General features: G+C 72.4%; 10 protein-coding genes. 4 read left to right on the top strand and 6 right to left on the bottom strand.

Annotated elements, in window-relative coordinates; genetic code table 11:
* Nucleotides 1-61: 61 nt before the first annotated feature.
* Together V4Y03_RS17020 and V4Y03_RS17015 are read right to left on the bottom strand one after the other, a co-directional pair.
* Nucleotides 62-466: a DUF6083 domain-containing protein gene (locus V4Y03_RS17020; protein WP_332435466.1), complete on the bottom strand. Its 405-nt coding sequence runs from the start codon at nucleotides 464-466 to the stop codon at nucleotides 62-64.
* A gap of 178 nt (nucleotides 467-644) precedes the next feature.
* On the bottom strand, nucleotides 645-1,181 hold the full coding sequence (locus V4Y03_RS17015) for a MarR family winged helix-turn-helix transcriptional regulator (protein ID WP_317877649.1): 537 nt from the start codon (nucleotides 1,179-1,181) through the stop codon (nucleotides 645-647).
* A gap of 69 nt (nucleotides 1,182-1,250) precedes the next feature.
* On the opposite strand from V4Y03_RS17015, the gene V4Y03_RS17010 reads away from it, so the two are divergent.
* The 4 genes from V4Y03_RS17010 to V4Y03_RS16995 all read left to right on the top strand — a co-directional run bounded on the left by V4Y03_RS17010 (nucleotide 1,251) and on the right by V4Y03_RS16995 (nucleotide 4,633).
* Nucleotides 1,251-2,045 carry a hypothetical protein gene (locus tag V4Y03_RS17010; RefSeq protein WP_332435465.1) on the top strand — a complete coding sequence of 265 codons (795 nt, stop codon included), beginning with the start codon at nucleotides 1,251-1,253 and terminating at the stop codon, nucleotides 2,043-2,045.
* Nucleotide 2,046: 1 nt separating this feature from the next.
* Nucleotides 2,047-2,943 carry an SGNH/GDSL hydrolase family protein gene (locus V4Y03_RS17005; RefSeq protein WP_332435464.1) on the top strand — a complete coding sequence of 299 codons (897 nt, stop codon included), beginning with the start codon at nucleotides 2,047-2,049 and terminating at the stop codon, nucleotides 2,941-2,943.
* The gene (locus tag V4Y03_RS17000; protein ID WP_332435463.1) at nucleotides 2,940-3,620 is read left to right on the top strand and encodes an NAD(P)-dependent oxidoreductase; all 681 of its coding nucleotides are present in this window, start codon (nucleotides 2,940-2,942) and stop codon (nucleotides 3,618-3,620) included. Before V4Y03_RS17005 ends, V4Y03_RS17000 begins: the two co-directional genes overlap by 4 nt.
* 119 nt (nucleotides 3,621-3,739) lie before the next feature.
* Nucleotides 3,740-4,633, top strand: a complete 894-nt coding sequence (locus tag V4Y03_RS16995) for a Cof-type HAD-IIB family hydrolase (RefSeq protein ID WP_332435462.1) — start codon at nucleotides 3,740-3,742, stop codon at nucleotides 4,631-4,633.
* Between the two features lie 32 nt (nucleotides 4,634-4,665).
* Here V4Y03_RS16995 and V4Y03_RS16990 read toward each other — a convergent pair whose 3' ends face one another.
* Genes V4Y03_RS16990 through V4Y03_RS16975 form a run of 4 tightly spaced genes read right to left on the bottom strand, consistent with a single transcriptional unit; the run spans nucleotide 4,666 to nucleotide 12,558 of the window.
* Nucleotides 4,666-6,378 carry a GAF domain-containing sensor histidine kinase gene (locus V4Y03_RS16990; RefSeq protein WP_317877644.1) on the bottom strand — a complete coding sequence of 571 codons (1,713 nt, stop codon included), beginning with the start codon at nucleotides 6,376-6,378 and terminating at the stop codon, nucleotides 4,666-4,668.
* Between the two features lie 19 nt (nucleotides 6,379-6,397).
* Entirely contained in the window at nucleotides 6,398-10,000 is a 3,603-nt protein-coding gene (gene cydD, locus V4Y03_RS16985; protein ID WP_332435461.1) for a thiol reductant ABC exporter subunit CydD, read from the bottom strand.
* Between the two features lie 29 nt (nucleotides 10,001-10,029).
* Nucleotides 10,030-11,031 carry a cytochrome d ubiquinol oxidase subunit II gene (gene cydB, locus V4Y03_RS16980; protein WP_332435460.1) on the bottom strand — a complete coding sequence of 334 codons (1,002 nt, stop codon included), beginning with the start codon at nucleotides 11,029-11,031 and terminating at the stop codon, nucleotides 10,030-10,032.
* Nucleotides 11,032-11,049: 18 nt separating this feature from the next.
* Nucleotides 11,050-12,558 (bottom strand): cytochrome ubiquinol oxidase subunit I, encoded by a 1,509-nt coding sequence (locus tag V4Y03_RS16975; protein WP_317877388.1) that lies wholly within the window; start codon nucleotides 12,556-12,558, stop codon nucleotides 11,050-11,052.
* Nucleotides 12,559-12,560 lie beyond the last annotated feature (2 nt).

Raw genomic sequence — 12,560 nt, 5'->3', positions numbered from 1 at the left:
GCCGGGCACGGCTGGGCACGGCTGGGGCCACGGCCCCGGTCAGACGGGGGACCACCGCCGGTCAGGCGGTCCGTCGGGCGTGGCCTCGCCACAGCGCCTGCATGACGGGGGAGCCGGCCGGCTCGGGGCCGGCCGGGCAGACGTCGAAGTGGCTCACCCGGCAGGTGTCGGAGGGCACGGCGGAGCCGAGGTTCACGGCGGTTCCGTCACCCGCGACGCGCCAGCGGCTGCCCGCCGGGACGACACCGGCCGCCAGCTCCCCCGGCTCGATCATGATCCAGCGCCCGCGCACCGTGCGGTGCCACGCGGCGGACGCCCCGCACCGACGGCAGTTCGCGACGGACGGCTGAGGCTGTCGCCCGTGCGCCACGGCGTCGACCAGGCCCGCCAGCACGTCGCCCACCAGCACCGGGTCCCGCGCGGGCGGGCTCGCGCCCGTCCCCTCGCACTCCGGGCACAGCGCCATTCCGAGACTCGCGACCCAGGTCCCGTACGGCACCCCGCAGGAGTCGCACCCGTCCCTTCTCCGGCCCGAGCCCATGCCCCCGCCCCCCTGAGACGCCTTCCGCTCCCAGGGATCTTCCCCGTCGAACGAAAAACGAACGGACGTTTACGGCCACGTCGGGACGGGCCGCCCCTCCCGCTCAGTTCGGCCGGCCACCCGCGCGCTTCGGCAGGTTCCGGTAGCCGGGGTGGACTCCCGGCGTGAGGCCCTGCTGCTCGGCTATCCGCCCGAGCAGCGCCGTCAGCCGTACCCGGTCCTCCTCGTCCAGCGCAGCGAACAGCTCGTCCTCGTGCGCGGCGGCCACCTCCCGTACCCCTTCGAGGGCCCGGCGGCCCCCCTCGGACACGTACAGCTCGTGGTGACGACGGTCCTCGACGCTGCGCCGCCGTTCGACGAAACCCTTCTGCTCCAGGTTGTCGATCAGCGCGACGACACGGCTCGGCACGACGCCGAGGTCGGCGGCGAGGGAGCGCTGACTCCGGCCGGGCTGCATGGCGATCATCCGCAGCAGACCGACGTCCGGCGGTGCGAGGCCGAGGGCGCCGACGCGTTCGCCGAAGCGGCCGGCCGCGTGCGCCCCGAGCTGGGCGAGCAGAAACGCGCCACCGCGCGAAGGCGCGGGCGGGGGCGCCGCCGCGTCGTCCGGGTCTTCCACTGGTTGCCGGTCACTGCTCACGGAGTTAGGGTACGCGAAAAGAATGATTCTTCACTGTGAACTATTCTTCTCAGAGAACGGACCGTACCCGTGTCTGCAGAGAGCTGGACCGACCCCCGGCCGACCGAGGCCCCCTTGGAGCGAGAGCGCAGGGAAGCGCAGGGAGGGCCGCCGCCGGGTGTGCTCGCCGTGGTGTTCACCGCGCTGTTCCTCGCCGGGCTCGTCCTCAGCACCGTGCTCGCCGGAGGCGACCCGTTCCCCTCCCCCTTCGGGGAGACCGGCGAGATCGTGGCCTACTTCCGCGCCCACTCCGACGCCGTCCAGATCTCCGGCGCCCTCCAGTTCGCCGCTTCGATCCCGCTGGCCGTGTACGCCGCCACCGTCTCGGCCCGGCTGCACCGGCTCGGCGTCCGCGCCCCCGGCGCCACGATCGCCCTGGCCGGCGGCCTCCTCGCCGCCGGATTCCTGGCCTGCTGCGGGCTGGTGAGCTGGACCCTGTCCCGTACGGAGGTCCTCGAACTCCCGCCGCTCGTACGGGCCCTCCAGTACCTGGCCTTCGCCACCGGCGGCCCCGGGCACGTGGTGACGCTCGGCCTGCTCGTGGCCGGAATCGCCGTTCCCGGGCTCCTCGCCGGACTGCTGCCCCGCGCCCTGGCGGTGACCGGTCTGGTGCTGGCGACCGTCGCGGAACTGGCCACCCTCACCCTGCTCTTCGACGGCGCCGCCCTGCTGCTGCCGCTGGCCCGCTTCACCTGCCTCGGCTGGCTGATCGCCGCCGGTTTCCTGCTGCCCCGGCACCGCGCCCGGACCACCGCCGGCGCCCGTACCCGTACGCGCACCAGTACCGGCACCCCCACCAGCACCAGCACCCGTGAGGAGTCCTGACATGACCGAGAGCCGCACCCACGACGAGACCCGCAACAGCGCGAAGCCCAGCGGCGCCCCCGACCCCGCCCTGATCGCCAAACTCCTCCGCTTCCAGCAGCCCGAGAAGTCCCTGCGCTACCTGGGCGAACTCTCCGACGCCCGCCTCGCCGACCTCTTCGGCCTCGACCCCGACACATACCGCGCCCTGCTGCGGGACCTCGACGAGCAGGCCCGGAACACCGCCGCCGAACTCCTCAAGGACCCCGCCTTCGCCGACCGGGTCGGCGCACTGCCCTTCCGGCCCGGCCAGCGGATCGTGGCGCTCGGCGAGAGCACCACCGCCGACCGGCTCTCCTGGTTCGCGATCCTGCGCCACCTCCTCCCGGACAGCGTCGTACTCGTCGACCTCGCGGTCTCCGGGCTCACCACCACCCAGGCCCTCGCCCAACTCCCCCCGCTGCCCCACCTGCGCCCCGACTGGGTCCTCTGCATGCTCGGCGCGAACGACACCCAGCGGATCGGCCGTGGCACCGACGGGCCCGGCACCCGGCTGGTCAGCGGTCCCGAGACCGAGCGCAACCTCCTGGCCCTCCGCGAACTCGCCGCTCCCCCGGTGGCGGACCGCTGGATCTGGCTCACCCCCGGCTCCGTCGACCAGGAACGGGCCGACGCCTACCCCCACTTCCGCCGCGCCGGGATCGGCTGGAGCGCCGAGGACGTCGACGGCGTCGCCGACTTCCTCCTCGGCCGTCCCGAACTCACCGTCGACACCCGGGCGGCCGCCGCGGGACTGCACCTCGACGACGGGATCCACCTCACCCCCGAAGGCCAGCGGGCCATCGCCGTCGCGCTCGTCGAGGCCCTGGCGAAGGCGGCGGCGAAGGCAGCCGAGGCGACGGAGGTGGCGGCGTCATGAGGCTCCTGCTCTTCGGCGTCACCGGCGGCACCGGCGCTCAGCTCCTCGCGCAGGCCCTCGCCGCGGGCCACCAGGTCACCGCCGTGGCCCGCGACCCCGCCCGGGTGCCGGTGCCCGTACCAGCGCCGATGACGGACCCGGCCCCGGACCCGGCGTCCCGGCTGACGGTCCTGCGCGGGGACGCGCTCGCACCGGAGACCTGGCGGCAGGCCGTCGCCGGGCACGACGCCGTCCTCTCCTGCCTCGGCAGCACCGACCGCAAGCACCCGACGACCGTCTACTCGCGGGGCACCCGGAACATCGTCGAAGCCATGCGCGCGTCCGGCGTGGACCGGCTGCTCTGCCTCTCCTCCGCCGGCCTGGAGATCACCCCCGACGTGCCGCTGCCGCAACGGCTGGTCACCCGGTACGTGATCCAGCGCCTCTACCGGCACGGCTACGCCGACATGGCCCGGATGGAGACCTTCATGACCTCGGCGGCGACAGGGGACACGGCCTGGACGGTGGTACGGCCGCCGATGCTCACCGACGGCCCGCTGACCGGCCGCTACCGGACCGCCGAGAACGGCCACCTGGACCGCCCGAAGTCCCTCTCCCGCGCCGATCTCGCGCACTGCCTCCTGACCCGGGTCGACGACCCCCGCACCCATCGGGCCGTCATGGAGGTCGCGTACTGAGAGCCCGCCGGCCTCTTCCGCACCTCGAAGTACGCCCGGAGGAACGGAAGGCCGGAATCCAGTCACTCATATGTGCGGCTCCCCGCACGCCCGTGCGTCCGGTGCGGAAGAATGGGGCGGTGACCTCTCCCCGTTCCCCGCACCCGTCCGCCCCGGCTCCCCGGCTGATCGCCACCGACCTCGACGGCACGCTGCTGCGCGACGACAAGTCCGTCTCCGCGCGCACGGTCGCCGCACTCGCCGCGGCCGAGCAGGCCGGCATCGAGGTCTTCTTCGTCACCGGCCGCCCGGCCCGCTGGATGGACGTCGTCAGCGACCACGTCCACGGGCACGGTCTGGCGATCTGCGCCAACGGCGCCGCCCTCGTCGACCTCCACACGGGCGGCACCTTCCTGGAGGTGCGTCCGCTGGAGCGGCCCGTCGCCCTCGATGTCGTACGGGCCCTGCGTGCCGCCGCGCCCGGCACCTCCTTCGCGGTCGAGCTGACCACCGGCATCCACTACGAGCCGCAGTACCCGCCGTTCTTCCTCGACCCCGGCGCGACCGTCGCCACCGCCGAGAAGCTCCTCTTCGAAGAGGAGCCGGGAGCCGCCGCCCCCGTGCTCAAGCTGCTCGCCCAGCACCCGGAGCTCGACCCCGACGCGTTCCTCGCGGTGGCGAGGGAGACGGCCGGGGACCGCGCCGCCTTCACCCGGTCGAGCCCCACCGCCCTCATCGAGATCAGCGCCCATGGCGTCTCCAAGGCCTCCACCCTGGCCCTCTGCTGCGCCGAGCGCGGCATCACGGCCGAGGAGGTCGTCGCCTTCGGCGACATGCCCAACGACATCGAGATGCTGAGCTGGGCGGGCCGCTCGTACGCGATGGGCAACGCCCACCCCGACGTGATCGCCGCCGCCTCCGGCCGTACGGTCGGCAACAACGAGGACGGCGTGGCCGTCGTCATCGAGCAGCTGGTGGCAGAAGCGACGGCAGCCGCGCACGGCGACCAGCTCCGCCGACCGCACGGCGACTAGCTCCCGCCCCGCCGGGCACTGCCTTCCCGGCGCTACAGCGGCGCCTCCCACACCACCGTCGTGCCGCCGCCGTCCTCCCCGATGCCTGGTCCGCACCAGCTCGCGCCGCCCAGCGACTCGGCCCGCCGCGCCAGGTTGCGCAGACCGCTGCGCCGCCCGCCCGCCGGAATGCCGATGCCGTCGTCGGCGACTTCGAGCCGTACCCCGGCGGAGCCGTCCGGCAGGGTGACGCCCGCGTCGACGACCACCTCGATACGGCTCGCCTCCGCGTGCCGGAAGGCGTTGGAGAGCGCCTCCCGCAGCGCGGCGATGAGGTTCTTGCCGGTGAGTTCGCCGACCATGGTGTCGATCGCGCCGAGGAAGCGGTGCGCGGGCTTGAAGCCGAGCGGCACCGCCGCCATGTTGATCTCCCGCAGCACGCGGGTGCGCAGCCCCGAGGGGGCCTCGGCGGGGCCCTGCTGGAGCGCGAAGATCGCCGTACGGATCTCCTGGATGGTCACGTCCAGTTCGTCCACGGCCTTGCCGACGCCCTCGCGCACGGCCGGCACGATCGACCTGCGCTGGGCACCCTCCAGCATCATGCCGGTGGCGAAGAGCCGCTGGATCACGAGATCGTGCAGGTCACGGGCGATCCGGTCGCGGTCCTCGTAGACGGCGAGGCGCTCCCGGTCCCGCTGCGCGTCGGCCATCATCAGGGCGAGCGCCGCCTGCGAGGCGAACTGGGTCGCGAGCGTCCGCTCCGCCTCGGTGAACTGGCGCGCGCCCCGCACCCGGGGGGTGGCGAGCGCGCCGAGCACCCGCCCGCCGCTCTGCAGCGGCAGCATCATGCTGGGGCCGTACGGGGAGGTCAGCCGGCTGATCATGCGCGGGTCCTTCGACGCGTCCGCGATGAAGACCGCCTCGCCGGCCAGAAGCTGTTCCACCACGGCGCTCTCGGGCGGGATCACCACGCCCAGCGACTTCGTGGGCCGGGGCGAGGAGACGGCGACGATCTCCAGGCCGCCGTCCTCGGCGGGCAGCAGCACGATGCCGGCGTCGGCGTCGGCGAGCCGCCGGGCCTGTTCGGCGACGACGGCGAGGGCGTCGTCGGCGTCGCCGCCGGAGAGCAGCGCGGTGGTGACGGCGACCGAGCCGTCGATCCACCGCTCGCGCTGCCGGGCGGCCTCGTACAGACGGGCGTTGCCGATGGCGATGCCCGCCTCGGTGGCCAGCACCCGGACCATGTGCACGTCGTAGTCGTTGAACTCGCCGCCGCCGTGCTTCTCCGCGAGGTACAGATTGCCGAAGATCTCGCCCTGGACGCGGATGGGAACGCCGAGGAAGGTCCGCATCGGGGGGTGTCCCGGCGGGAAGCCGGCCGAGCGCGGGTCGGCGGAGAGGTCGGCGAGGCGGATCGTCTGGGGGGCCTGGATCAGCGCGCCGAGCAGCCCGGCGTGGCCGTCGGGCCGGTGTCCGATGCGGCGGGCCACCTCCTCGTCGACACCGAAGGTGACGAAGTCGGACAGGCCCTTGCCCTCGTCGTCGACGACGCCGATCGCGGCGTAGCGGGCGTCGGCGAGTTCGGCGGCGGTCTCGCAGATGCGGTCGAGGGTGGAGTGGAGTTCGAGCCCGGTGCCGACCGAACGCATGGCCTCCAGGAGCTGCGGTACGCGGGCGGTGAGTTCCGTGGACAGGCCCTGGAGGCTGCGGGTGGCCTGAGTGGCGGCTTCCAGGGGGTCCGGGGCGTCGGACGCTTCGGCGGTCATGGCTTGAGCCTAGTAAGTCCTATTTGGCGAGAAAAGTCGGCCGGTCGCCGCCGGGGGCGGGCAGGGACGTCTCCGGGCCGACGACGAGCAGGTCGGTCGCCCGTTCCTGGTCGAGCATCCGGCGCAGCGGGCCTTCCGCGGCGGCCAGTTCCGCGTACGGTCCGTGCTGCACGGTCCGGCCCCCGTCCAGGACGAGGACCTCGTCGACCGCTTCGAGTCCGTGCAGGCGGTGGGTGATGAGGAGGGTCGTACGGCCTTCCGTGGCCCGGAGCAGATCGTCGGTGAGGGCGTCGGCGGTGGCCAGGTCCAGGTGCTCGGCCGGCTCGTCGAGGACGAGTACGGGGAAGTCGGCGAGGAGGGCACGGGCGAGCGCGAGGCGCTGGCGCTGACCGCCGGAGAGCTGGGAGCCGTGCTCGCCCACGAGGGTGTCGAGCCCGGCGGGCAGAGCGTCCACCCAGTCGAGCAGCCGGGCCCTGCGGAGCGCCTCGCGCAGTTCCTCGTCGCTCGCGCCGGTACGGGCGAGCCGCAGGTTCTCGCGGACGGAACTGTCGAAGAGGTGCGCGTCCTGGGCGCAGAGCCCGACGAGGCGGCGGACCGCGTCGCCGTCGAGCTCCCAGGCGGGCACGCCGCCGATCCGGTACGTGCCGTGCTCCACGTCCAGGAACCGCAGCAGCACCTGGGCGAGCGTGGTCTTGCCGGAGCCGGAGGCGCCGACGACGGCGACCCGGCGCCCGGTCTCCAGGGTGAGCCGGAAGTCGGTGAGCGCGGCCCGTTCCTGACCGGCGTGCCGGGCGGAGAGCCCGTCGAGCACCAGCGGGAACGGGCTCGCCGGGGGAGTCTCGGGCCGGACCGGCTCCCGTACGGGCACGGGCGCGTCCAGCACCTCGAAGACCCGCTCGGCGCTGTGCCTGACGCGCTGGCGGTACTGGACGGCGAGCGGAAGTCCGGTGACCGCCTCGAAGGCGGCGAGCGGGGTGAGGACGACCACGGCGAGGGCGACGCCGTCGAGCCGGCCGTCCGCCACGGCCCGGACGCCGACGAGCGCGGCGGCCACCACGGTCAGGCCGCAGACGAGGGCCGAGAGTCCGGCTCCGAGCGCGGTGGCGGCGGCCTGCCGGGAGGCGATGCCGGTGAGCGCCCGGTCGGCGGTCCGCGCCCGCTCGATCCGGCCGCGCAGCGCACCGGCCACGGTCAGCTCGGCGCAGCCGCGGAGCAGATCGGCCACGGCGGTCGCGAGGGCTCCGCGCGCGGGGGCGAGCCGTCGTTCGGCGCGCCGGGCGAGGGCTCCGGCAGCGGCCGGTACGAGGACACCCGCGACCAGCAGGCCGACGGCGAGGACGGCACCGGCCTCGGGCAGCAGCCAGGCGGTGAACCCGGCGGAGGCGACGCCCACCACGAGCGCGGCGCCCGCCGGGAGCAGCCAGCGCAGCCAGTAGTCCTGGAGGGCGTCGACGTCCTGGACGAGCCGGGCGAGCAGGTCGCCCCGCCGGGTGCGGCGCAGTCCGGCCGGGGCGATCCGCTCCAGCCGCCGGAAGACCGAGACCCGGAGTTCGGCGAGCATCCGCAGGACGGCGTCGTGCGAGACGATCCGCTCCGCGTACCGGAAGACCGCCCGCCCGATGCCGAAGGCGCGGGTGGCGGTGACGGCCACCATCAGATAGAGCACGGGCGGCTGTTCGGAGGCACGGGAGATGAGCCAGCCGGAGACGGCCATGAGGCCGACGGCGGAGCCGAGGGCGAGGCTGCCGAGCAGCAGGGCGAGGGCCATCCGCCCCTTGAGCTCCCCGGCCATGCCCCGGACCCGGCCGAGCACGGAGCTGGGGGTGCTCACGGCGCCGACGGCCTCGGGGGTCTCGGGGGCGGCCGGCTCGGGGACGGCAGTCCCGGAAGCGGCGGCCCCGGAAGCGGCGGCTTCGGAACCACCCGCTTCAGAACCACCGGCCACAAAACCACTGGCCTCAGAAGCACCGGCCTCAGAACCAGCCCCCGCCGGGTCCACCCGCACCACCCGGTCCGCCACCGCGAGCAACGCCGGGCGGTGGACGACGAGGAGCACGGTCCGGCCGGCGGCGAGGCGGCGGACCGCGTCGACCACGCCCGCCTCCGTCTCGCCGTCGAGCGCGGCCGTCGGCTCGTCGAGCAGCAGCAGCGGACGGTCCGCCAGGAAGGCCCGGGCGAGCGCGAGGCGCTGCCGCTGCCCGGCCGAGAGCCCGACGCCGTCCTCGCCGAGCGGGGTGTCGAGCCCCTGCGGGAGCCCGGCGACGAACCCGTCCGCACCGGCGTCCCGCAGTGCCTGCCGTACCGCCTCGTCGGAGGCGTCCGGGCGGGCGAGGCGGACGTTCTCGGCGATCGTGCCCGCGAAGAGGTAGGGCCGCTGCGGCACCCAGGCGATCCGCGACCGCCAGGCCTCCAGGTCGAGCGTGGCGAGATCCTGGCCGCCGACGCGGACGGAACCGCCCTCTTCCGGCACCGCGAACCCGAGGACGACATCGAGCAGCGTCGACTTCCCGGCCCCGCTCGGCCCGACCAGGGCCACCGTCTCGCCCGGCTCGACCGTCAGTGTCGTCGCGTCGAGGGAGGGTTCGGCCCGCCCGGCGTGACGTACCACCACCCCGTCAAGATCCAGGCGTACGGACGCGGGGACGGCGCCCGTACCGCTCTCCCGTACCGGCTGCTCCAGGACGTCGAAGATCTCCTCCGCCGCCGCGAGCCCCTCCGCCGCCGCGTGGAACTGGGCTCCCACCTGCCGCAGCGGCAGATAGGCCTCCGGCGCCAGGATCAGGATGACGAGTCCGGTGTACAGGTCCAGCTCGCCGTGGACGAGCCGCATGCCGATGGTCACGGCGACCAGCGCGACCGACAGCGTCGCGAGGAGTTCCAGGGCGAAGGAGGACAGGAAGGCGATCCGCAGGGTGCGCATCGTCGCCTGCCGGTACTCGGAGGTGATCGTGCGGATCGACTCGGCCTGGGCCTTCGCCCGGCCGAAGATCTTCAGGGTGGGAAGCCCGGCCACCACGTCCAGGAAGTGCCCGGAGAGCCGGGACAGCAGCTTCCACTGGCGGTCCATCCTGGCCTGGGTGTACCAGCCGATCAGGATCATGAAGACCGGGATGAGCGGCAGGGTGACGACGATGATCGCCGCCGAGACCCAGTCCTCGGTGACGATCCGGGCCAGCACCGCGACCGGCACGACCACCGCGAGCCCGAGCTGCGGCAGATAGCGGGCGAAGTAGTCGTCGAGGGCGTCCACGCCCCTCGTCGCGAGGGCGATCAGCGAACCGGCCTTCTGGCCACTGAGCCAGCCCGGCCCGAGGGCGGCCGCCCGATCGAGCAGCCGGCCGCGCAGTTCGGACTTGACCGCCGCACTCGCCCGGTGGGCGGCGAGCTCGGTCAGCCAGGAGACCAGCCCCCGTGCCGCCGCCACTCCGGCGAGCAGCAGCAGGGGGGTGGTCAGGGCGGAAACCGACTGGTCCTTCTGGAAGGACCCCACCACGATCTCGGCGATGAGCATCGCCTGGGCGATGACCAGCACCGCCCCGACCAGGCCGAGCGCGACCACCGCGATCAGGAAGACACGGGTGGCCCTGGCGTACCGGAGCAGGCGCGGATCGATCGGTTTCACGTGAAACATGCTCCCCTGGAAAGGGCCGGCTAGTGGGACTCGGCGATGTGCTGGGTACCGATCCGCTTGCGGAACACCCAGTAGGTCCAGCTCTGGTAGAGCAGCACCAACGGGGTCGCGATCGCCGCGCACCAGGTCATGATCTTGAGCGTGTACGGGCTCGACGACGCGTTCGTCACGGTAAGACTCCACTCGGGGTTGAGCGAAGACGGCATGACGTCCGGGAACAGCGCGAGGAAGAGCATCGCCACGGCCGCGGCGACAGTGACGCCCGAGAGCGCGAACGACCAGCCCTCACGCCCGGCCTTGATCGCGACGATCGCCCCGACCAGGGCCACCGCGGCGACCAGCATGGCCGCGAAGCTCCAGCTGTCACCCGTGTCGACCTGGGTCCAGATCAGGAAGCCGAGCGCGAGCACCGCCGTGACCAGGCCCAGCTTGAGCGCGAGCGCCCGTGCCCGCATCCGGATGTCACCGACCGTCTTGAGCGAGGCGAAGACCGCGCCGTGGAAGGTGAAGAGAGTGAGCGTGACCAGGCCGCCGAGGAGCGCGTACGGGTTGAGCAGGTCCCAGAAGTTGCCGACGTACTCCATGTCCCCGTCGATCTTCACGCCCCGGACGATGTTGCCGAAGGCCACGCCCCAGAGGAGCGCGGGGATCAGTGAGGTCCAGAAGATGGCCTGTTCCCAGTTGCGCTGCCAGTTCTCCTCGGCCCGCTTCGCCCGGTACTCGAAGGCGACGCCCCGGACGATCAGGCAGACCAGGATGATCAGCAGCGGCAGGTAGAAGCCGGAGAAGAGCGTCGCGTACCACTCGGGGAAGGCGGCGAAGGTCGCGCCGCCGGCGGTGAGCAGCCAGACCTCATTGCCGTCCCAGACGGGCCCGATGGTGTTGATGAGGACCCGCTTCTCGGCCCGGTCGCGGGCGAGCAGCTTGGTCAGGATGCCGACCCCGAAGTCGAATCCCTCCAGGAAGAAGTAGCCGATCCAGAGGACGGCGATGAGTACGAACCAGACGTCGTGGAGTTCCATGCCTCGATCTCCTGAGCCTCAGTACGAGAAGGCCATCGGGCGGTCGGGGTCACGAGAGTCCCCGCCGATCTTGGTGGGCGGGTTGAGATCGTCGTCGGTGAGCTCCGGCGGGCCCGCCTTGATGTACTTCACGAGGAGCTTGACCTCGATCACGGCGAGGATCGCGTAGAGCGCCGTGAAGACGATCATCGAGGTGAGCACCTCGCCCTGGGAGACACCGGGGGAGACCGCGTCCCGGGTGCGCAGCACGCCGTAGACGACCCAGGGCTGGCGGCCCATCTCGGTGAAGATCCAGCCCCAGGAGTTGGCGATGAGCGGGAACGCCATGGTCCAGAGGGCGATGATCCAGTACCACTTGCCCAGGCGGGGGCTGAGTGCCTTCCGCTTGAACAGGACCAGGTTCGGCACCTCGTCCTCACCGGTCCTCATCCCGGGAGCCAGCATGAACTTCTTGCGGGTCAGCCAGAGGCCGAGCACACCGATGCCCAGCGAGGCCATGCCGAAGCCGATCATCCAGCGGAATCCCCAGTACGCGACGGGGATGTTGGGCCGGTAGTCGCCGGGCCCGTACTTCTCCTGCTCGGCCTTGTTGACGTCGTTGATGCCCGGGACGTACGAGCTGAAGTCGTCGTTGGCGAGGAAGGACAGCAGCCCGGGGATCTCGATGGCGACCGTGTTGTGGCCCTTCTCGACGTCGCCGTAGGCGAACACCGAGAAGGGTGCGGGCGCCTCGCCGTCCCAGAGCGCCTCCGCGGCGGCCATCTTCATGGGCTGCTGCTTGAACATGACCTTGCCGAGCAGGTCACCGCTGATGGCGGTGCCGAGGCCGGCGATGATCAGGGTGATCAGGCCGAGCCGCAGCGAGGTCCGCATCACCGGGATGTGCTTCTTGCGTGCCAGGTGGAAGGCGGAGATGCCGACCATGAACGCGCCGCCGACCAGGAAGGCCGCCGTCATCGTGTGGAAGAACTGGGTGAGGGCGGTGTTCTGGGTGAGCACGTGCCAGAAGTCGGTGAGCTCGGCCCGGCCGCGCTCCTCGTTGATGCGGTAGCCCACCGGGTGCTGCATCCAGGAGTTGGCCGCGAGGATGAAGTACGCGGAGAGGACGGTGCCGATCGACACCATCCAGATGCAGGCGAGGTGGATCCGCTTCGGGAGCTTGTCCCAGCCGAAGATCCACAGACCGATGAAGGTCGACTCGAAGAAGAAGGCGATGAGCGCCTCGAAGGCGAGCGGCGCTCCGAAGATGTCACCCACGAACCGGGAGTAGTCGGACCAGTTCATGCCGAACTGGAACTCCTGGACGATGCCGGTGACGACACCCATGGCGATGTTGATCAGGAAGAGCTTGCCCCAGAACTTCGTCGCCCTGAGGTACTTCTCCTTCTCCGTCCGCACCCAGGCGGTCTGGAGTCCGGCGGTGAGCGCGGCGAGGGAGATCGTCAGGGGGACGAAGAGGAAGTGGTAGACGGTGGTGATGCCGAACTGCCAGCGCGCCAGGGTCTCTGGCGCCAGAGCGAGGTCCACGT

The organism is Streptomyces sp. P9-A4 (assembly GCF_036634195.1).
Taxonomy (GTDB): Bacteria; Actinomycetota; Actinomycetes; order Streptomycetales; family Streptomycetaceae; genus Streptomyces.
The sequence above is the reverse complement of the archived record's forward strand: the minus strand, read 5'-3'. Positions and strand labels throughout refer to the sequence as shown.